Annotated in this window: 18 protein-coding genes; 5 read left to right on the top strand and 13 right to left on the bottom strand. The window is 70.5% G+C overall.

What is annotated here, in order from left to right; genetic code table 11:
- Positions 1 to 51: 51 nt before the first annotated feature.
- Positions 52 to 240, top strand: coding sequence for a hypothetical protein (locus tag ACWGJP_RS07970; protein WP_452329220.1), 189 nt, complete (start codon positions 52 to 54; stop codon positions 238 to 240).
- A gap of 28 nt (positions 241 to 268) precedes the next feature.
- Here the strand turns inward: ACWGJP_RS07970 and ACWGJP_RS07965 are convergent, their stop codons facing one another.
- The 8 genes from ACWGJP_RS07965 to ACWGJP_RS07930 form a co-directional block, all read right to left on the bottom strand.
- Positions 269 to 2,836, bottom strand: a complete 2,568-nt coding sequence (locus ACWGJP_RS07965) for a hypothetical protein (protein WP_452329219.1) — start codon at positions 2,834 to 2,836, stop codon at positions 269 to 271.
- A 136-nt stretch (positions 2,837 to 2,972) separates the two neighbouring features.
- Positions 2,973 to 4,163, bottom strand: coding sequence for an ornithine--oxo-acid transaminase (gene rocD / locus ACWGJP_RS07960; protein ID WP_452329218.1), 1,191 nt, complete (start codon positions 4,161 to 4,163; stop codon positions 2,973 to 2,975).
- The gene (gene ddaH, locus ACWGJP_RS07955) at positions 4,160 to 5,047 is read right to left on the bottom strand and encodes a dimethylargininase (protein WP_452329217.1); all 888 of its coding nucleotides are present in this window, start codon (positions 5,045 to 5,047) and stop codon (positions 4,160 to 4,162) included. The genes rocD and ddaH overlap by 4 nt, the downstream gene beginning before the upstream one ends.
- Before the next feature lie 178 nt (positions 5,048 to 5,225).
- Positions 5,226 to 6,224, bottom strand: coding sequence for an NAD(P)-dependent alcohol dehydrogenase (locus ACWGJP_RS07950; RefSeq protein WP_452329216.1), 999 nt, complete (start codon positions 6,222 to 6,224; stop codon positions 5,226 to 5,228).
- 1 nt (position 6,225) lies between these two features.
- Positions 6,226 to 6,441, bottom strand: a complete 216-nt coding sequence (locus tag ACWGJP_RS07945) for a helix-turn-helix transcriptional regulator (protein ID WP_452329215.1) — start codon at positions 6,439 to 6,441, stop codon at positions 6,226 to 6,228.
- Entirely contained in the window at positions 6,441 to 6,875 is a 435-nt protein-coding gene (locus ACWGJP_RS07940) for a hypothetical protein (RefSeq protein ID WP_452329214.1), read from the bottom strand. Before ACWGJP_RS07940 ends, ACWGJP_RS07945 begins: the two co-directional genes overlap by 1 nt.
- Before the next feature lie 84 nt (positions 6,876 to 6,959).
- A complete protein-coding gene (locus ACWGJP_RS07935) occupies positions 6,960 to 10,568 on the bottom strand; it encodes a proline dehydrogenase family protein (protein ID WP_452329213.1) in 3,609 nt (1,202 codons plus the stop codon).
- A 63-nt stretch (positions 10,569 to 10,631) separates the two neighbouring features.
- Positions 10,632 to 11,129, bottom strand: a complete 498-nt coding sequence (locus ACWGJP_RS07930) for a DUF4190 domain-containing protein (protein WP_452329212.1) — start codon at positions 11,127 to 11,129, stop codon at positions 10,632 to 10,634.
- A 116-nt stretch (positions 11,130 to 11,245) separates the two neighbouring features.
- Between ACWGJP_RS07930 and ACWGJP_RS07925 the strand changes: the two genes are divergently transcribed.
- The 3 genes from ACWGJP_RS07925 to ACWGJP_RS07915 are packed head-to-tail and all read left to right on the top strand — an operon-like array spanning position 11,246 to position 13,046.
- Positions 11,246 to 11,962 (top strand): hypothetical protein, encoded by a 717-nt coding sequence (locus ACWGJP_RS07925; RefSeq protein WP_452329211.1) that lies wholly within the window; start codon positions 11,246 to 11,248, stop codon positions 11,960 to 11,962.
- Complete coding sequence (locus ACWGJP_RS07920; RefSeq protein WP_452329210.1) at positions 11,959 to 12,501, top strand: hypothetical protein; 543 nt, start codon at positions 11,959 to 11,961, stop codon at positions 12,499 to 12,501. Before ACWGJP_RS07925 ends, ACWGJP_RS07920 begins: the two co-directional genes overlap by 4 nt.
- On the top strand, positions 12,498 to 13,046 hold the full coding sequence (locus ACWGJP_RS07915) for a hypothetical protein (protein WP_452329209.1): 549 nt from the start codon (positions 12,498 to 12,500) through the stop codon (positions 13,044 to 13,046). The genes ACWGJP_RS07920 and ACWGJP_RS07915 overlap by 4 nt, the downstream gene beginning before the upstream one ends.
- On the opposite strand, the gene ACWGJP_RS07910 is transcribed toward ACWGJP_RS07915, so the two are convergent.
- A complete protein-coding gene (locus ACWGJP_RS07910) occupies positions 12,950 to 14,257 on the bottom strand; it encodes a hypothetical protein (RefSeq protein ID WP_452329208.1) in 1,308 nt (435 codons plus the stop codon). The two genes, ACWGJP_RS07915 and ACWGJP_RS07910, sit on opposite strands and share 97 nt — an antisense overlap.
- 32 nt (positions 14,258 to 14,289) lie before the next feature.
- Positions 14,290 to 14,850, bottom strand: a complete 561-nt coding sequence (locus tag ACWGJP_RS07905; protein ID WP_452329207.1) for an acyl-CoA thioesterase — start codon at positions 14,848 to 14,850, stop codon at positions 14,290 to 14,292.
- Between the two features lie 142 nt (positions 14,851 to 14,992).
- On the opposite strand from ACWGJP_RS07905, the gene ACWGJP_RS07900 reads away from it, so the two are divergent.
- On the top strand, positions 14,993 to 15,499 hold the full coding sequence (locus ACWGJP_RS07900) for an N-acetyltransferase family protein (protein ID WP_452329206.1): 507 nt from the start codon (positions 14,993 to 14,995) through the stop codon (positions 15,497 to 15,499).
- Positions 15,500 to 15,620: 121 nt separating this feature from the next.
- Here the strand turns inward: ACWGJP_RS07900 and ACWGJP_RS07895 are convergent, their stop codons facing one another.
- The 3 genes from ACWGJP_RS07895 to ACWGJP_RS07885 all read right to left on the bottom strand — a co-directional run bounded on the left by ACWGJP_RS07895 (position 15,621) and on the right by ACWGJP_RS07885 (position 19,039).
- Positions 15,621 to 16,931, bottom strand: coding sequence for a cytochrome b/b6 domain-containing protein (locus ACWGJP_RS07895; RefSeq protein ID WP_452329205.1), 1,311 nt, complete (start codon positions 16,929 to 16,931; stop codon positions 15,621 to 15,623).
- Between the two features lie 361 nt (positions 16,932 to 17,292).
- Positions 17,293 to 18,261 (bottom strand): electron transfer flavoprotein subunit alpha/FixB family protein, encoded by a 969-nt coding sequence (locus ACWGJP_RS07890; protein ID WP_452329204.1) that lies wholly within the window; start codon positions 18,259 to 18,261, stop codon positions 17,293 to 17,295.
- 1 nt (position 18,262) lies between these two features.
- Positions 18,263 to 19,039, bottom strand: coding sequence for an electron transfer flavoprotein subunit beta/FixA family protein (locus ACWGJP_RS07885; RefSeq protein ID WP_452329203.1), 777 nt, complete (start codon positions 19,037 to 19,039; stop codon positions 18,263 to 18,265).
- Between the last annotated feature and the right edge of the window lie 158 nt (positions 19,040 to 19,197).

Genomic DNA, 19,197 nt, shown 5'->3' with positions numbered 1-19,197 from the left:
CGCGTGTCAACCCCCTGCCCGCACCGACGGGCAGGTCGTAGCGTCCTGGTCATGAACGAGAAGAGCGGGCGCACCCCGCATCCGGAAGACCCGGCGGAAGGCCCGGAGGCGACTCCCGAACCCGAGCAGGGCGACGCCCCGCTCGGCGGCGACGAGACGACCGAGCAGCAGCTCGATGCCGACGTCGCGGTCGAGGAGGACACCCTGCGCACCCTCGACCCCGACGATCCGCCGGCGTGAGGCTCGGCGCGGCCGCGCTGCGAGCGCGTCAGCGCTCGCACATGATGCCGTCGCGATCCGCATCCCTGGCGATCGACTGCAGGTTGTACAGCGAGGTCGAGGCGTACGGGTTGCCGACGAGCGGCTTGGCGACGCCCGCCTTGCGGTCCACCGTGACGCCTGCCTTGCGGATGCCGTCGGGGTAATCCTTGTTCAACGCCGCGCAGTTCGCGTACACCTTGCCGGCGATGGCAGCCGTCGCCGCACTCGACTTCGCCGCGGCGACATATCCCGTCCTTGTTCCCGTCACCTTCACCGTGACGGTGGCGTAGGCATCCGTCGGCCGCAGGGTGTAGCTCTTGGATGTCGCGCCCAAGATCGCGGTCCCGTTGCGCAGCCACTGGTACTTCAGCGACGTTCCGCTCGTCCACGTCCCGGGGGATGCGGTGAGCACCGAGCCCACCTTCACCGTCCCCGTGATCTTCGGCGTCGGCGCGGACAGTGTTCCCAGAGCGACGGCCGCGGTCGATGCCGACGTCCTGGTCACCGTCGAGAAGCCGCTCAGGCGGCCGGTTATCGCGACCGTGATCCGCTTTCCCGCATCCGCGGCCGTCAGCGCGTATGTCGCCTTCGTGGCACCGGTGATCTTCACCCCGTCGCGCAGCCACTGATAGGCGAATGCGGTCCCCGCGGTCCACGTACCCCTGACGACGCTCAGGGTCGCGCCGACCTTCACGGTGCCTGAGATCTTCGGGGTGGCCGCCGTCGCCACCTTCGCCGATGCGGCCGAGCTCTTCGCGACCGTCGCGTAACCCGATTTCGCGCCCGTCACGGTCACGGTGATCGACCTGCCCGCATCCGACGACGTCAGCTTGTACGTCGCTGCGGTCGCGCCGGAGATCTTGGCGCCGTTGCGCAGCCACTGATAGGTGAACGCGGTGCCCGTCGCCCACACGCCCGGCTTGGCGGTGAGCGTGGATGCGACCGCGAGGGTCCCTGAGATGGTGGGAACCGGCGCCGTCGTCACCATCGCCGAGGCCGAGGAGGTCTTCCTCACCGTGGCGTACCCGGATTTCGTCCCCGTCACGGCGACGCTGATGCGCTTGCCTGAATCGGCCGCGACGAGCGTGTAGGTCGACGCAGTGGCGCCCGGGATCGATGCCCCGTCCCTCAGCCACTGGTAGGCGAACACCGTTCCGGTCGTCCACGTCCCTGGCTTGGCGGTCTGCACGGAACCCACGGAGAGCGTCCCGGTACGGGTCACCGAACCGGCCGTCGCTACCTTCGCCGTCACCGCCGAGGTCCGTGTGGCGCTGGTATACCCCGGCAGCGTCCCGGTGACGGCGACGCTCAGGGCGGCCCCGGCGTCGGCCGTCACCGGGGTGTACGTCGCCGAGGTCGCTGCGCTGATCGTCGTCCCGTTGCGCAACCAGCGGTAGGTGAACACCGTCCCCGGCGTCCAGGAGCCCGGCTTCGCCGTCAGCGCGGAGCCGACGGCGACGCTGCCCGAGATCGTGGGGATGACGACAGCGAGCGAACCGGCCGCCACAGCCGTGGTCGACGCAGACTCGGCCGTCACGCTCTCCGCCCCGCCGAGCGAGCCCGTCACGCGGACACTGATCCGCGCTCCCCGATCCGCCGCCGCCAGGATGAGCTCCGCGGTCGTAGCCCCCTCGATCGCGACGCCGTCGCGCAGCCACTGGTAGGAGATCGCGTCCGGCGACGGCTCCCACGCTCCGGCGTCCGCGGAGAGAGTGCTCCCCACCGCGGCCGCGCCCGTGATCGAGGGCGTGCCGGGCACGAGGACGACGGTTCCCACCGGAACTGTCGATGCGCTTTCGAGAACCACGCGGGAGCCGTCGACGTTCGCGGCGATGCCCGTCACCCGGACGCTGATCGTCGCACCCGTGTCGGCAGAGACGGGGATGTAGGTGCTCTCCGTGGCGCCGTCGATGACCGCGCCATCACGCAGCCACTGGTATTCGTATGCGTCGTTCCACAGGCCGAAGAAACCCGCAGCCGCAGTCAGCGTCTCACCCACGCGAGGGATGCCGGAGACCTCAGGCGCATTCGGCGATCCGTTCGGGGCGAGAAGTCGCGTGAAGAAGGCGCCGGACGGCGCCCCCGGACCTGATGCCGGGGAGGAGAAAGTCTGCGCCCAGATCCCGCCGGCGGCGAGGTCGTCCTCGTCCGCGACGAACGAGCGCGTGCAGGTGAGGGTCTCACCAGGGAGGATGCTCGAGGGGAGCGCGATCTCGGCATCCCCGGCATCCCACTCGTCCCAGCCGCCGAATCCGCTGGGCGCGCAGTCTCCTGCAGTCTCTCCGATCCTGCCGCTGACACGCGTGACGACGACTGCGTCCTCGGCGAGCTCGATCACCGCATCGGTCTCATTGCTCGCGGTGAAGGTGAGGACGATCGTGTCGCCCACGCTGAAGGCGTCGCCGGATGCCGAGGTCGCTCCGAGCGTGAGCCCCGAAGTCTCATCGACGAAGGAATCCGGCCCTGCGGCCACTGCTGCCCCGACCGGCGCGAGCACCACCGCACCGATGATCAGCGATCCCGTCGTCGCGGCGGCGATCATCCGCCCTGCGCGCTGCGTGAATGCACGACTCATGCCCTGCTCTCCCCTCACGGAGCGGCATCGCCCCGGCCCATCCCCTGCGCGGCCGGATCGGCGCATGCGCGTGTCAGAGTCTGAGAGTAGGGCACCGCGATCCGGCCGCGCAATTCCCGCGCGGCCCCGGCCGCGCTCAGCCCTCGAGCACGAGCCGGAGCTGCTCCAGAGCCCAGTCGATCTCCGTCGCGCGGATCACCAGCGGGGGCGCGATCCTGATCGTCTGACCGTGGGTGTCCTTGACGAGGACGCCCCGTTCGAGCAGCTTCTCGGCGATCACGCGGCCGGTTCCGTACGACGGGTCGATGTCGACCCCGGCCCAGAGCCCTGCGACGCGCACAGCCGTGACGCCCTGCCCGAGGAGCTTGTCGAGGCCTGCGGCGAGGTGCTCGCCCAACGCGCGGGCGCGCTCCTGGAACTCCCCGGTCTCGAGCATCTCCACGACGCGGAGACCGACAGCCGCCGCGAGCGGGTTGCCGCCGAACGTCGAGCCGTGCTCTCCGGGTCGGATGACGCCGAGCACGTCGCGGTCGCCGACCACGGCCGACACCGGCAGGATGCCGCCGCCGAGGGCCTTGCCCAGCAGGTAGAGGTCTGGCACGACTCCCTCGCGGTCGCAGGCGAAGGTCTCGCCGACCCTTCCGAGGCCGGACTGGATCTCATCCGCGACGAACAGCACGCGGCGTTCGTCGCAGATCTCGCGGATGCGGCGCAGATAGCCCTCCGGCGGGATGACCACGCCGGCCTCGCCCTGGATCGGCTCGACGAGCACGGCCGCCGTCTCGTCGGTGATCGCGCTCGCGATCGCGTCGGCGTCGCCGTAGGGAACGAGGTCGAACCCCGTCGTGAAGGGGCCGAACCCGCTGCGCGCCGACTCGTCGTCGCTGAAGCTGACGATCGTCGTCGTGCGCCCGTGGAAGTTCCCGGCCGCGACGACGATGCGCGCAGCATCCGCGGGGATGCCCTTGACGCGGTAGCCCCAGGCGCGGGCCACCTTGATCCCGGTCTCCACCGCCTCCGCACCGGTGTTCATCGGCAGCACGAGCTCCTTGCCGCACAGTCGCGCGAGCGCCTCGGCGAACGGCTCGAGTCGATCGTTCATGAAGGCACGGCTGGTCAGCGTGACCCGTCCGAGCTGCTCGGTGACGGCGGCGACGAGAGCGGGATGCCGGTGCCCGAAGTTCACGGCGGAGTACGCCGCGAGCAGGTCGAGGTAGCGCTTGCCCTCGACGTCGGTGACCCAGACGCCCTCGCCCTTGGCGACCGTGACGGGCAGCGGGTGGTAGTTCTCGGCGACGTGCGCCTCGACAGCGACGGAGGTGGTCATGCGTGCTCCTTTCCGGAGGCGGCGCGCAGTTCGAGCGTGCAGCACTTGATGCCGCCGCCGCCGAGCAGCAGCTCGGACAGGTCGACGGTCAGGGGGTTGTACCCGCGCTCGCGCAGCTGCTTCTCGAAGCCGACCGCACGCGGGGAGATGATGACGTTGTAGCCGTCGCTCGCGGAGTTCAGGCCGAAGACGGCGCCGTCCTCGTCGGCCACGAGGATGGCGTCGGGGAAGCGCTCCTCGAGGATCGCGCGGCTCGCGGCGTCGAAGGCGCCGGGCAGGTAGGCGATGTTGGCGCGCTCGGGGCCGCCGTTCTCCACGCCCTGGACGGGGTCGAGCACGGCGATGGCGGTGTCGAGGTGGTAGAAGCGCGGATCGATGAGGGTGAGCGAGACGACCTCGCGCCCGAACACCTCCCCGACCTCGCGGTGGCTGTCGCCGGTCGAGCGGAACCCGGTTCCGGCGAGGATCACATCGCCCACGAGCAGGAAGTCCCCCTCGCCCTCGTTGACCTCTGCGGGCTCGACCGTATCGAAGCCCGCAGAGCGGAACCAGTCGGCGAAGGCGGGCGCCTCTCCGGCCCGCTCCGCGAAACGGAACTTCGGCACGTAGGCACGCCCGTCGATGAGGAAGCCGCCGTTCGCGGTGTAGACCATGTCGGGGTAGCCGGGCAGCGGCTCGATGAGCTCCACCTCGTGACCCAGCTTCAGGTACAGATCGTGCAGCTCCTGCCACTGCGCAACCGCCTTGGCGGTATCGGTCGGCTTCGCCGGCTCCATCCAGGGATTGATCGTGTAGCTCACGGTGAAGTGCTCGGGACGGCACATCAGGTAGCGGCGGCGATGGGCGATGCGGGTGGTCGTGGCGACGGTCTCCGGCGTGGACATGGTGCTCCTCGGAACGAGATGCGGCGGACGCTGTCCAGGGGCCCGGCGGGCCTTCGACCCGGAGCTCGTTGCGAGGCGGGGAAGAAGCGACACGGGCACGCCAGATCACATTCTGTCATCCCGTGCCGGGGGGACGCCAGAGCGACGCCCCCGCATCCTGCGCGCCGTGACGCGGCGCTCACATCGCGGAGGTCACCACGAGCTTGCCGACGACGTGCCCCGCCTCGATGCGCGCGAGGGCCGCCCCCGCCTCGGCGAAGGGAACCACCTCTTCGATGACCGGCACGATGGCACGGTCGCCCACGAGTTCGAGCAGCTTGGCGAGGATCTCCGGCCGCGCCGTCGCCGCGAGCGGCCGGATACGGCGACGCGATCCCAGCGACAGCAACGCGGCCCTGAGCATCCGCGGCACCGGCCCGAGGACGTGCCCTCCGTCACCACCGGCCAGCACGACGGTCCCGCCGTCGCGGGCCAGACGTTGCAGGCTGCGCAGCGGGAGATTCCCGGCGATGTCGATGACGGCGTCGAAGCCGCCCTGTTCCAGCCCCTCGATGCCCGCCGTCCTGTGATCGAAGACGTGGCCGGCGCCCAGCCGTTCGACAAGTCGCGCGTTGCGGTCGCCGCAGCTCGCCCACACCTCGGCGCCCCGCAGGGCCGCGAGCTGCACGGCGAAGGTGCCGACGCCTCCCGACGCCCCGATGATGAGCACCCTGCCGGCTGCGCCGCCGATGCCGACGCCCGCGAGATCGAGCGCCTGCCACGCGGTACCGGCCGCGATCGGCAGGCAGGAGGCGTCCTCCGAGGAGACGCCCGGCGGCACGGGGACGACCCGTCGCTCATCGACGGTCGCGTACGCGGCGAGCCCACCGCCGCCCGCGAGCTCCGCGACGACCCGCTCGCCGACCTCGGCGCCGAGCACGCCGGGGCCCACTCCGACGACGGTGCCGACCACGTCCATCCCGCGGACCGGCTGGCGGGGACGGGTGAGACCGAAGACGGGTCGCACCAGCAGCGGATCGCCCCGCATGATCCGGACGTCACCCGCGTTCAGGGCCGTCGCATGGATGCGCAGGAGCACCTGCCCCTGTCCAGGCACCGGGATCGTCAGCTCTTCGGGAACGGTGGCCGACGCGGCGCCGTACTCACGGCCGAGCCAGGCGGTCATGGTCTGAGACATGTCATCCCTCCGGGTATTGGAACAGGTCGTCGAGCGGGACGCCGAAGGCACGGGCGATCTGGAAGGCCAGCTCGAGCGTGGGCGAGTAACGCCCCTGCTCGATCGCGATGAGCGTCTGCCGCGTGACGCCGAGCGTGCGTGCCAGCTCGGCCTGGGTCAGCCCCGCCTCCTCGCGATGCACGCGGATCGAGTTCGTGACGAGGGTCGGCTTCACCATCACGCGAGGCCCCGCCGGTACGCGATGACGCGCGCGATGCCACCGACGAAGGCGGCCACCGCGAAACCGAGATACATCGTGTTCGCGATCCAGAACACGTCGGCGCCGATCGCGCACAGCGCGATCACGCCGAGTCCGGCGATGACGACGAAGCCCTGCTCCACGCGTCCCCCCATCCGGCTGATGTCGCGGTCGCGGATGTCGCTGCGCCCGACGCCGTCCGGGTCCCGCGCTCCGGCGAGGATGCCCCACGTCACGCTGAGGAGGATGGTCGCGACGATGCTGAGCCCGATGGTCCAGAGCATGAGGGGGAACCAGTCGACCTCGTGCAGCGGGCCGTCGCCGGCGCTCTGCAGCGTGAGCAGGATGTACACGGTGACCGAAACGACGCTGACGATCAGCCCCGCCCAGGCGTTGCGCTCCTCGTAGACCATGGCGCACCTCCTCGAAGTAAAGAATTCTTGACACGATGAGTATGCGCCGGCCTGCGGCGACGTGTCAAGAATTATTTACATTCGTCAGATGACCGCGGCACTCCAGGGGTCTGGGCGTCCGAAACGATGCGCCGTGATCGAGATCGACTGCTCCCTGACGAAGGCCAGCAGCTCGATGCGGCCGGCCGCGGTCACGGCGCCGTCGTAGACGGCGACGTCCAGATCGTCGGCCAGCACCTCCCCCAGCCGACCTCGAAGCTCCCGCACGGCCTCGACGCTCCCGACGAGGCGGATGCGCGCCGGACGCGACGCCTCCTCGCCCTCGCCGGGGACGGAGAGGCGGCTGAGCCATTCGGCATCCGATTCCACGGCCACGCCGACGCCCAACGCGCCGAGCGCACGGCGCACGCCGGCGGGCAGCCCCTCGGTCGCACTGAGGAAGAGACCGGAGCCCGCGCGCAGCGCCGCGACGACCACCCTCAGCAGCTCGTGGAGCTCGGCATCCGCCGCACGCATCCAGACCGGCACGGGTCGATACCGGAAGAGGTTGCGCTCGACCTCGAGCCGCGAGACGTCACGCACCTGGCCGAACTCGCGATCCCAGGCGATCGCATCGGACAGCGCCGCCCGCCGGAGCCATTCGAAGCGTTCATAGTCCAGCGAGGGCTGCGCGGACTCGACAAGGTCCGTGATGCGCGAGTCGAGCCCGCGCAGGTGCAGCGTGCTCGACACAGGGCCGGCGGACGTCGCACGCCACCCGCCGAGGGCGATCAGCCGGTTCGGTCCGCCGGTCTTCGCGCCGGGGCCGACGGAAGACCGGCGCCCACCCCCGGACGGCTGCCGCTGCACCATCGCACCCGTGGTTCTGCGGTTCACGAACAGGCTCGCGGCCTCGACCCGATCCAGCCACAGTGCGAGATCATCGGGGTCCTGGGTGTGGAGCCCCGCCGCCGATGCGGTCTCGACCTGGTTCTGCAGCTCGATCGCGCGCGCCAGCGTCGGGGCGTGCATGACCGACAGGACGGGCGCCGCGAAGGACTCGAGGTGCGCACGAGAACCGGGCAGCACTCCGACCCGGATGCCGGGGCTCCAGAGCCTTCCCGTCTCATCGCCTCGGTGCGGGGCCGGCGTGACGAGCCACTGCTCCTCGCCCTCCAGCGTCCTCAGCGCCCAGGCGGCATCGCCGGATGGACCGGCCTGCAGCGGCCCGACGCCGCTGCCAGGCTCCTCCGGCCGACCGACCTCGAGCGAGCGGGTGGCATCGACGAGCTGCCGCGCGAAGCGCTTCGAACGCCCGACCGTGCCGACCAGGATCGCCAGCGAAGCGGAGGAAGACGACTGTCCCGCCCGAGCGAAGGCGCTGCGTACGATGTCCTCCACGACCTGGTCGAGGTCGGCGGAAGGCGTGACGATGATCGTGGCCTTGCCACCGGTCTCCGCCAGCATCCGAAGATCGGAGCGGCGCGAGCGGTGCGCCGCGGCCGCGCTCCGCGGCCCGCTGAGCACCACCTGCTCGACATCCGGATGCTCGACGAGCATCCCGGTCGTCTCCTCGTCGGCGATGGCCAGCACCAGGACATCGCGAGGGATGCCGGCCTGCCACAGCGCTTCGGCGACGACGGCCGCCGTCCTCGGCGCGCGAGGGTCGGGCACGAGCACGACGCCCGACCCGGCCGCGAGCGCGGCGAGCGCGTCGCCTGCGGGGACGGCGAGCGGCGATGCCGAGGAGCCGGTGACCACGCTCACCACGGCGGGGATGAGCACGGCGCCCGCGATCGCGTCCAGTTCGCGCGCCTGTGCACTGCAGTAGCGGGCGGCATCGACGGCCGCGTTCACCTCGGCATCCGCCTCGGCGAGGAGCACACCGGCCTCGGAGGCCGCGGCCTGGATGAGCTCGGCGCGACGCCCCTCGAGCGCTGCCGCCGCGCGCAGCAGCACATCGGCGCGCTCCCCTGCGGGACGCGAGCCCCACTCCGGCGCGGCCGCACGCGTGCGGGCGATCACCCGGTCGACGTCGTCCTGCCCGGCCACCCGAGCCGCTCGCGCAGCATCCGCACCGGCCGTCGAGCCTGCGACGCCGGCCCTGACGGCGCGGGCCCACTCCCGGTTGGCCTCCGTGGACAGGTCGGTGTCAGCCGCGTTCTCGAAGCCGGGCGCACCCCCGGCATCCGGTGCCGACTCCATCCGCGAGTAGACGGCCGTCTCCACGAACGGCTCATCCGATGAACCGCGCGAGATGCCGAGCACGATGCGGGTCAGGTCCGTCTCCGCGACAGGCGCGGCCACGGGCCGGGCCGACTCGTGCACGGGAGCCCGCCGGTCCTGCGTGCGCCGCAGCGGCGGCGGGGCGCCCTCGCGCGATCGGTCGACGGCGTCGAGGAAGCGATCCTCTTCGCGGTGGAAGACGCGCTCGCCCTCGGTGCCGTGCGCGGCGAGGAGGCCGCCGCCCGCGGCGAGCTCCTCCAGACGGCGCACGAGGTACCCGGTCGCCGCATCGGCTTCGGCGGGTTCGACCGCGGGGATCCAGACGCGCACCGGACCGACGTCCTCAGCCGCTCTGCGCACCCGGTCGTCTGCCATGCCGTAGAGCGTCTCGACCTCGATGCCGTCTGCGACGCCGCGCTCCTCGGCCAGCAACCGGGCATACGCGATGTCGAAGAGGTTGTGCCCGGCCACGGCGATCCGGACCGCCTCGATGCGCTCCGGCCGAAGCGCCTCGTCCAGGATCCGCAGGTGGTTCGCATCCGTCTCGGGCCGGCTCGGAAGAGTGGCCTGCGGCCAGCCGTGCATGACGGCGTCGACGTGCTCCATGGCGAGGTGGGCGCCCTTGGTCAACCGGACGGTGATCGGCGCCCCGCCGTGCTGCACCCGCTCCTGCGCCCAGGCGGTGAGCTCGCGCAGCGCAGGCCCCGCGTCAGGCAGGTACGTCTGCAGGGTGATGCCCGCTTCGACGCTGCTGAGCCGTGGGTCTTCGAGGATGCTGGTGAACACCGCGATGGTGAGATCGAGGTCCCGGTACCCCTCCATCTCCAGGGTGACGGCGACGCCGTCTGACGCGGCCGCCAGGTAGATCGGGAGCATCCGCTCCGCGATACCCGCGACCGCCTCATCGAACGACCACGGGTCGGGGGCGCCGACGAGCGCGGAGATCGCGAGCGAGACGTGTTCCACATCGTCTCGCTCGATGAGCTCCAGGATGCGTCGGCGCATCTGCTCGCCCCCCGCGTCGCCCAGCACCCGGTGACCCAGCAGCCGGACGCCGACGGTGCCGCCCGACTCACGGATGCGCGCGATCTCGGGGCCGAGCCGGCCAGGACGGGGGTCGGCGACGAGGTGACCGATCAGTTCGCGGGCGACACGACGCGCGATCGGTACCGCGGGGGTCGGGAGAGCGGGCGCGATGCCTCCTCCGAGGCGGACGGCGCCTCGAAGGTGCCACGGGAGCATCCCCGGCGCGAGCGGGGCGATGCGCTGCAGTGCCGCCGCAGAAGCCGTCAAGCTCTCCGGGCGCAGCACGCCGTCGACGAGCCCCTTGGCGAACGCCAGGCCGTCGTCGGCTCGCAGCAGCTCCGACAGGCGCGCCTGCGCAGGATCGGGGTCGACGATGGCCGCCTCCGCCACCCAGCGCCGCACCAGCTCGATCGCGCGCTCTGCCAGCGGGTTCGGGGGCGGTGGGGCCTGCTGCTCCGTCATGCCCTCAGCCTAGATTCGCGCGGTCCAGGACCCGCTGAGGCGCAACGACGCGGCGAAGACCGATCAGGCGAAGGACGCCAGGAACGCCCAGCCCAGCGTCGCGACGATGCCGCCGATCAGGCCGATCCCGGAGAGCACGAGACCCGTGATCGCCAATGCTCTGCCTCGCCCCGTGCGGATGCCGAAGATGCCGACCACGATCCCGGCGAGGCCGAGGACGATGCCGACGGCGGGGAGCACCGAGAGGAGGAAGGCCGCGATTCCGAGGATGAGCGCGGTGATCGAGAGGGCACCCGCGCCGGGGGCGATGGCGGGCGCGGCCGGCTGGCCGGTGAAGGCGGGCGGTCCGGCGAAGGCAGAGGGCGCCCCCTGGCCCGCATACGGCTGCGCATGGGCGAGCGGCTGCTGATCGGGCACGGCCGCACCCGGGTACACCGGGGGCAGGCTCGGGTCGGGATAACCGCCCGGTGCGCCGTACGCACCGCTGTGCGCGGTGGGGGCTGCGGGCGCTGGCGGGGTGAGCGGCGTCTGCGGCCGGTCGTCGTTCGGAATGTCGGACATGCTCCGCTCCTGATCGTCGTGCGGTCGCCGCCGCCTGCGGGGGACCGCGTTCCTCCGACCCTAATCGCGTGCACCGGAGTTCACCAGGAGGATGCCGGAAACCCTAGGCTGTTGCCGTGACCGATTCGGGGGGAATGCACGAGGCGATGGCGCCGTCGCGCGCCGCGTCAGCCGAGGCATCCGCGCCGCCCGCGCCTGCCACGACGGTCTCCGCCGCCCCGAAGCGCTCGACCCGCTGGGCGGGCGTCGTCGCGAACCGCGTCTCCTCCAAGTCCATCGCCGGTGCCTTCACCGTGCTCGTGCTGGCATCCACCGCCGCCTTCGGCGGGCTCGCCACCGCAGCCGTGCCGCCGCTTCCCGAGATCGCGGCCGGCGAGACCTTCACCGGCGCGGAGCTGGAGATGACGCCGCAGCGCGCGGTGCTCGTCGACGAGCTCCCCGGCAGCGGTGTGTTCCCCGAAGACGGGGAGCGGGTGCTCGCGGTCATCCTGGATGTGACCAACCTCGACACCGAGGCGCGGTCGAGCACAGCAGACGGATCGGTGGGCGAAATCAGGCTGACGGAGCTCCCCGAGGTCGCTCCTTCGGTCGCACGATACGACGATGCGACCGCTTCACCGTGGCTGCAGCCGGGGGTTGCGGCCACCGTGGTGCTGAGCTGGGTCGTGCCTGCGGACCTGGTCGCTGAGGGCGACGACATCCGTATCGCCCTGCACACCGCGACCGAGTACGTCGGGACGAGCGTGATCTACGGCGAGTACTGGGACGACATCGAGGTCGCGGGCTACGCGGATCTCGTGGCGGAGGACGTGGGCGCGGGGGCGGATCAATGAACAAGACGATGAGCTGGCTGCTGACCGCGGCTCTCCTCGGCGGCGCGTGGACGGTCGCGGCGCTCGCCCCGTCAGACGATGCCTCCACGGAGCCCTTCCCCATCCCCGCCACGATCGGCGAGCCGGCGGACGGACGCACCCTTCTCGTCACCGTGCACGATGTACGGGCCGCCTCGAAGGTGACCACGAGCAACGGATGGTTCGCGGAGGGCACCTGGATCGTCGTCGATCTGGACGTCGAGGCGACCCTCGCCGATGCACAGCTCCGGCTCGCGACGCTCACGATCGGAGAGCAGAGCTTCCGTGCCAGTGAGCGCCCGAACTCGCTGCTCAATCAAGCGGTGTTCACCGGCGTTTCCCGCAGCGGCGCCATCGCTTTCGAGCTGCCGGAGGGCGCGCTCGATGGCACAGGCATCCTGAGACTCGCGACCTGGCAGGATACGAGAAGCGAGGCCGTCATCGAACTGCCCATCGCGCTCGACGAATTGTCTGTCGCCGAGGAGATCGAGCTGCCCGCGACCGACTGGACGACCCCGTGAGCGGGTGGTGGCGGCGCAATGCCGTCGGAGTGATCGCGGTGGCCGTACTCGTGCCGCTCTCCGCCGTCGTCGTGGTCGGCAACGAGTGGAAGGAGTACTTCCTCTACGATTCGACCTACCCGGCTCAGGTCGCGAATGACGGGACTGTCGAACTCGCCGAGACGACCTGGGGACCCGTGCGTGCCGTGGACATCACCGGCAGCGAGGGCCTTGAGAACCCCGAGGGGACGAAGGTCATCGCCGTCGCCATCCCCGTCGATCCGCACGACGTAGCGCCCGGTTGCGGAAGCCCTGTCCTCGTCGAGCGATCGACGGGACGGGAATGGGTGCAGCGGCGCGACGAACTCGGCATCCCGTGGACGGTCGACGAGCACGTCGCCTGCGTCCTCCCCGAGAAGGATGACGACGGTGAGCCGCTGCCCATCGATCCTTACGAGATCCTCGTCGCCTATGTGGTCCCCGAGGATGCCGGTCCGTTCTGGGTCGACGTCTCGCCGACCCCGGCGATCCCGTCCTTCGCCCGCTTCGTCATCGACCCGTCCTGAGCCGCCTGTCTGCGCAGCGCGCCGAGCGATCCGTCATAGGCCGAGGCGACGAGGCCGATCCTGATCGGCTCGATGACCGCAGCGATGGCGATGCCGATGGCAGGGCTGACGATGCGCCAGAAGGTCAGGTCGTGCGGACCGATCAGGCGGGTGACGAAGCCGGCGAGGACCGCATCCGCCGCGAGCACGATCGTGTAGATCAGCACATACCCGGCGATGAGCACGGGACCCGCACGCCACATCAGCACGATCGCATCGATCAGCGGGGAGAACCGGGAGGTGACTTCCTTGGCGAGGTTGCCCCCGACGAGGCGGATCCACGACGGCACGCGCGCAGAGCGCTCCCTCGCCCGACGGAGCACCTCGTGATCGAAGCTCGGCTTCTCGGCCGCGATGGCCTGCCCGTAGATCACACCGGCCACGGCGAGCCAGGCAAGCGGCTCGACGGTGAGCCCGGCGATCTCGCCGATGAGCCACTCGACGCCGTCCCAGACCCACGCGACCGGGACGAGCTGAGCGCTCACCCACTCGCGGGCATCCAGTACCCACTGCAGTCCGACTCGGGTGTCGACCCAGCCCGTGAGCTGCGCCATCGCCTGTCCGATGAGGGAGACCGCGAGGAAGACCCAGACGGCCTCGAGGTACACCGCGACGATCGACAGGGAGGCCGGCACCTTCTTCTGCCACTTCTTCCATGCCCAGCGTCCGACGAAGGCGACCGCGATCAGGGAGATCGTGAGCGCGTCGAAGCCTACGAGCGTGCCGACCGGACCCGTCGGCGCCGCTTCCCCGTTCGCGACCGCTGTCCAGCCGATCCCGGAGCGGATCGCCAGCGCACGGGCGCTGTATGCGTCGGTGTCCTCGGTGAGGAACCCCCATGCCGCATAGATGGCGAAGAAGGGCAGGATGCTGGCGAGCAGCGTGGTGAGGAACGTCTGTCGGCGCTCCCGTGGCGTCGGAGGCGACGGCGCGATGGCGGACAGTTCGCGCAGACCGTCACGGACGACGAGGAACATCGCGACGAAGCTGACCAGCCGCGCGAGCACCGCGATCGGCAGGATCAGCAGGCCCCCGGTGGACGTCCACGCGCCCGCCTGCGCGGCGACCTCGATGAGCACGTAGTGCACGAGGCGCCCGGCCAGGAACCACGCCAGCAGCGCCGGCCAATGCCCGGCCAGCACGCGACCGAGCGTCTTGAACATGTTCCCCACGGACCAAAGCTAGCGCCTGGACCGCGCGGAATTCACGTCCAGGTGCTCGGCGCCTCCGCGCGGGTCGGCGGAAGAGCGGATGCCGTGGCCCACTCGTGCATCCACGGCTCGACGTCGGGCAGCCCCTCCGGACGGCCGACCGCCGCGAAGAGCTCGTCATGCGAGAGGGTGCCGCCGGAGCGCTTCAGCATCCTGGCCCTGACGATGGCCCTGGTGTAGATCTCGCCGTCGACGACCGCCCGATGCTCCATGTAGATCGACTTGTCGTCGTGGCCGAGCAGACGCGACTCGACGTCGAAACGCTGCCAGAGCTGCAAGGATTTGCGGAAGGTGATGGTCTCCCCCGCGACGACCGCGTACCAGCCGTTGCGCTTCATCACATCGGTCATCCCGGTACGCGTGAGCAGATCCCACCGACCGAGGTCGAACAGCGACAGGTAGCGGCCGTTGTTCATGTGGCCGAGGAGATCGATGTCGGTCGGAAGGGTGGTCAGCCGCACGGTGCTCACCGCAGTGGGCGCGAGGCGCCCCTCACGGCTCAGCCTGCGCCTGGCCCGCCACATCACCACAAGAGTGCGCCAGATCACGTTCACGATGCTCGATGGTAGTCAGGACTGCACGCCCGGCGAATTCCGTTGTATGGGGCAGACAAGACCGATGACCTCCGAACGGGGGTGCTCGGTTTCTACAGTCGGTAGATTTCCGGTTGCGCAGCCCCCCGCGTAGAGTCGCGGCATGAGCGCCGAAGCCCAGCCAGAAATCATCGTCCGTCCGGTCCGTGATGTGGATGCGGAGGCTCTGGGTCGTGTGCACGCGCAGACGTGGCACGAGACCTACGACCACCTGATCAGCAAGGCAGCGCTCGAGAAGGTGTCGCCCCGGCGCCTCGCTGAGCTGTGGACGCACTGGGCCTCGCAGGGCGAGGACTTCCGCATGCGCGCGGCTCTCGTCGACGGCGAGATCGTCGGCTTCGTCGGCTCGGGCCCTGCCCGCGACAAGGACGCTCCGGCGTTCCGCGAGCTCTACTTCATCTACCTCCTCGACGAGTGGCACTCCACCGGCCTCGGCCAGAAGCTGTTCGACGCGGCCGTCGAGAAGGACGAGCCCCTGTACCTGTGGGTCGCGGAGGACAACCCCCGCGCACACCGGTTCTACACCCGCAACGGCTTCACCCTCGACGGCGCGACGCACACCGAGCCGTTCCTGGGCGAGACCCTCACCGAGGTCCGCTTCGTCCGCTGACCTGGCTCAGCCCCCGTCACCCGCGTCATCGAGAGCTCTCATGGCCGCCGAGACCCCGTCCTAGCAACGTCGCTGGGACGGGGTCTCGTCGATGAAGAGAGGTCTCGGATGCCGGCGAAGGTCAGCGGCCGGAGACGTTGCCGAAGATCTTCGCCATCGGGGCGATGACCAGCGGGCGCACGGCGAACCAGGCGGCGACGATGACGGCGAGGGATGCCAGGAACACCCAGAAGCCCGTCCAGACCTGCGCATAGGCCACGCCATCCGTCGACCCGAGGGACGCGTACATATGGTTGAGGTTGCGCAGGGCGCCCGTCGCCATCACGAGGATGACGTGCACGACGATGAACACCACGAAATAGAGCATCACCGGGAAGTGCACGGCCCTCGCCCACTCGACCGGGTACAGCTTGTTCAGCTTCTCCGCCTTCTTCGGCCAGAAGCCCGACATCCGGAACCCGGTGATCGTGGCGAGAGGCGCGGCGATGAAGATCGTGGTGAAGTACGCCAGCTGCTGGAGGCTGTTGTAGTTGGCCCAGCCGTTCTCGGTCGGCCAGTCCAGCGAGACGTACTGCAGGGCTGCGGAGAGGGCGTTGGGGAACACCTCCCAGCTCGTGGGGACCACACGCACCCAGTGACCGGTACTGAACAGCAGCACGATGAAGACGACGCCGTTCACCAGCCAGAGCGCGTCGAGCGCCTGGTGCAGCCAGAGCGTCAGGCTGATCTTGTGCTTGGGGTTGCGGCGCGAGGTCCAGAACACCGTGGGGCGCTTCTCGGTGCGCACCGTGAGCCCGGTGCGGATGATCAGCACCATGAGGAACATGTTGAAGAAGTGCTGCCAGCCGACCCAGCCGGGGATGCCGGGCTTCGAGCCCTCTGGGAGGTGGTACTCGCCGGGGAAGGCAGCCAGGAAATCCTGGATGAACGGGGTCGGCATGATCGTGCGCACCAGCGCGATGCCGGCGATCGCGATGATGCCGAGACCGGCCAGCCCGAAAAGCGCTGCGATGCCCTGAAGCGCCGTCGGCCGCTTCGCGCCCTGCTCGGCGGGCGCGGAGATGCGGCGAGGCGCTGACCCCGGCCACACCGTGCGCCGGAAGGGAAGCGGGCCGGCCGGCGAAAGGTCCACCTCGGCAGGGCGCGCTTCGACAAGCTCAGCGAGCGATGCCGCGCCGTGCGCTTCGACGAGCTCAGCGGGCGATATCGCGCCGTGCGCTTCGACAAGCTCAGCGGGCGATGCCGCGCCGCCCGCATCGACGGGCTCAGCGGGCGAAGCCGCCGTCACGACAGTGGTGGCCGGAGGCCACGGCTCCCCGCCCGCCTCACGGGGCAGCCCACGACGAACGCCCTGCGCACCGGCATCCGCCTGCGACACCGCGGGCGCCGCCCCGTCCACCGGACGAGGCGCATCCGTTTCGGGGGCCGACATGCCACCTGCAGGACGTTCTGGCGCGTGCGGTCCGACATCTGGCGTGTCGGCCCCCCGCGTGGTCGCGGGAGAAGACACGATGGCACCGGCGGGCGGCCATGGCTCCCCTCCCGCGATGCGGGGCAGACCGCGCCGAACGGCACCCAACCGGCCCACCGCCGGTGCGAGTTCCACCGCTCCCGCGGCGTCGCCGGCGTTCACAACGGGGGCCGACACGTCACCTGCAGGACGATCCTCCGCGTGCTGTCCGACATCCGGCGTGTCGGCCACCGGAGCAGCAGCGGGCTCCTCGGGCAGCGCGTCAGCCGGAGGCCATGGCTCGCCACCGGGAACCCGGGGCAGTCCGCGTCGCAGCATCCGGCTACTTCCGACCTTCGAGCGCCGAGATCACCTGGGGGACGACCGTGAACAGGTCGCCGACGATGCCGAAGTCGGCGACGTCGAAGATCGGCGCGTCGGCGTCCTTGTTGATCGCGACGATCGTCTTCGCCGTCTGCATGCCCGCACGGTGCTGGATCGCACCGGAGATGCCGAGGGCGACGTAGAGCTGCGGCGACACCGAGACACCGGTCTGCCCGACCTGATGCGCGTAAGGGATGTACCCGGCATCCACCGCCGCACGCGACGCACCCACCGCGGCGCCCAGCGCGTCGGCGAGCTGCTCCACGAGCGCGAACTGCTCTTTCGATCCCAGACCGCGACCGCCCGAGACGACCTTGGTCGCGCCGCGCAGCTCCGGCCTGGACGATGCCTGCTCGACGGCCTCGATGGCACCCGCCGTCGCCGCCGGAGCACCGGACGCCGTCACGACGAGCTCCTCGACGACCGGGGACGCCACGGCCTCGCCGCGGGCCTCCACCGCACCCTGGCGCACCGTGATGATCGGCGTCCCGAATGTAGGGGCCGAGTCGACCAGATACGCGCCGCCGTAGACCGAGTGGTGCGCGACGATGCCCTCGTCGTCGCGGGAGACCCCGATCGCATCGACGGACAGGGCGCTGTTCGTGCGCACGGCCAGCCGGCCCGCGACATCGCGTCCCGTGATCGAGTTCGACACCAGCACAGCATCGGGATGCACTGCCTCGAACGCGGCCTGAAGAGCATCCACGAGCGGGACGACGAGCACCGTCTCGTCGACGTCCGCGGTCAGCACCACGGATGCTCCTGCGGCGGACGCGGCATCCACCGCGCTCTGCGCCCCACCGGGGACGACGGCGACCGGGGAGCCGATCGTCGACGCAGCGCCGATCAGCGCCGCCGTGCTGCTCGCCGCCTCGCCCGTCGGGGTGACGTCCACGAGGACGAGAACAGCGTCATCGGGATAGGACATCTCACACCAGCCTGTTCTGCACGAGGTACTCGACCAGCTGGGTGCCGGCGTCTCCCTCATCGACGATCTTCACACCGGCCGCACGCGGAGGCTTCTCCGCGACAGCGGTCATGATGGTCTGCGGCGCCGCACCGGGGTCGGCGGAGACACCGAGGTCGGCGAGCGAGAGCACCTCGAGCGGCTTCTTCTTCGCCGCCATGATGCCCTTGAAGTTCGGGAACCGGGCGTCGGGGAGCGCCTCGGTGATGGAGATGACCGCGGGCAGCGGCACCGTGACAGCCTGCGCACCGGCATCCGCCGCGCGCGTTCCCGTGACGGCATCCGTTCCGATCTCCACCGCACTGAGCGCGGTCGCCTGCGCGAAGCCGAGGTGCTCGGCGAGCATCGCGGGGATCACCCCGCCGGATCCGTCCGTGGAGAGGTTCCCGGTGATCACGAGGTCGGGCTCGGCCCGCCGGATCGCGGCGGCGAGAGTCCGCGCGGTAAGCCCCAGATCGGCGCCGGCGAGGGCGGGATCCGCGACATGGACGGCCGACGCCGCACCGATCGCGAGCGCGCGCCGCACAGAAGCCGTCGACCCCTCCGGAGCCATGGACAGTGCCACGACCTCCGTGCCGTCGTTCTTGTCGGCGAAGGAGAGCGCGAGCTCCAGAGCCCGCTCCGTGATCTCGTCGAGCACCACGTCGCCCGCGGCACGATCGGCCAGCCCGGTCTCCAGATCGAGCTTCCGGTCGCCGTACGTGTCCGGCACTTCTTTCACCAGGACGAAGATCTTCATCGAATGCTCCTCACGACCCTTCGAGTGTATCGGCATGGCGCGCAATGTAGCCATAGTGGAGGTTCCACACGCTTCCAGGGGGATTCACAGGGCTTTTCTGTATACATTGTGCGGTTCGGCGCCGCAGCCCGCCGGGTACTGTCCGAACGCGGCGGTAC

The organism is Microbacterium sp. NPDC055903, from assembly GCF_053615555.1.
This window is presented reverse-complemented; position numbering and strand designations above follow the sequence as displayed.

Coding starts and splice junctions, on each gene's coding strand:
- ACWGJP_RS07935 (WP_452329213.1), bottom strand. CDS start 10,568: ATGACGGAGCAGCAGGCCCCACCGCCCCCGAACCCGCTGGCAGAGCGC.
- ACWGJP_RS07890 (WP_452329204.1), bottom strand. CDS start 18,261: ATGTCCTATCCCGATGACGCTGTTCTCGTCCTCGTGGACGTCACCCCG.
- ACWGJP_RS07970 (WP_452329220.1), top strand. CDS start 52: ATGAACGAGAAGAGCGGGCGCACCCCGCATCCGGAAGACCCGGCGGAA.
- ACWGJP_RS07950 (WP_452329216.1), bottom strand. CDS start 6,224: ATGTCTCAGACCATGACCGCCTGGCTCGGCCGTGAGTACGGCGCCGCG.
- ddaH (WP_452329217.1), bottom strand. CDS start 5,047: ATGTCCACGCCGGAGACCGTCGCCACGACCACCCGCATCGCCCATCGC.
- ACWGJP_RS07895 (WP_452329205.1), bottom strand. CDS start 16,931: ATGTCGGCCCCCGAAACGGATGCGCCTCGTCCGGTGGACGGGGCGGCG.
- ACWGJP_RS07920 (WP_452329210.1), top strand. CDS start 11,959: ATGAACAAGACGATGAGCTGGCTGCTGACCGCGGCTCTCCTCGGCGGC.
- rocD (WP_452329218.1), bottom strand. CDS start 4,163: ATGACCACCTCCGTCGCTGTCGAGGCGCACGTCGCCGAGAACTACCAC.
- ACWGJP_RS07945 (WP_452329215.1), bottom strand. CDS start 6,441: ATGGTGAAGCCGACCCTCGTCACGAACTCGATCCGCGTGCATCGCGAG.
- ACWGJP_RS07885 (WP_452329203.1), bottom strand. CDS start 19,039: ATGAAGATCTTCGTCCTGGTGAAAGAAGTGCCGGACACGTACGGCGAC.
- ACWGJP_RS07940 (WP_452329214.1), bottom strand. CDS start 6,875: ATGGTCTACGAGGAGCGCAACGCCTGGGCGGGGCTGATCGTCAGCGTC.
- ACWGJP_RS07965 (WP_452329219.1), bottom strand. CDS start 2,836: ATGAGTCGTGCATTCACGCAGCGCGCAGGGCGGATGATCGCCGCCGCG.
- ACWGJP_RS07900 (WP_452329206.1), top strand. CDS start 14,993: ATGAGCGCCGAAGCCCAGCCAGAAATCATCGTCCGTCCGGTCCGTGAT.
- ACWGJP_RS07930 (WP_452329212.1), bottom strand. CDS start 11,129: ATGTCCGACATTCCGAACGACGACCGGCCGCAGACGCCGCTCACCCCG.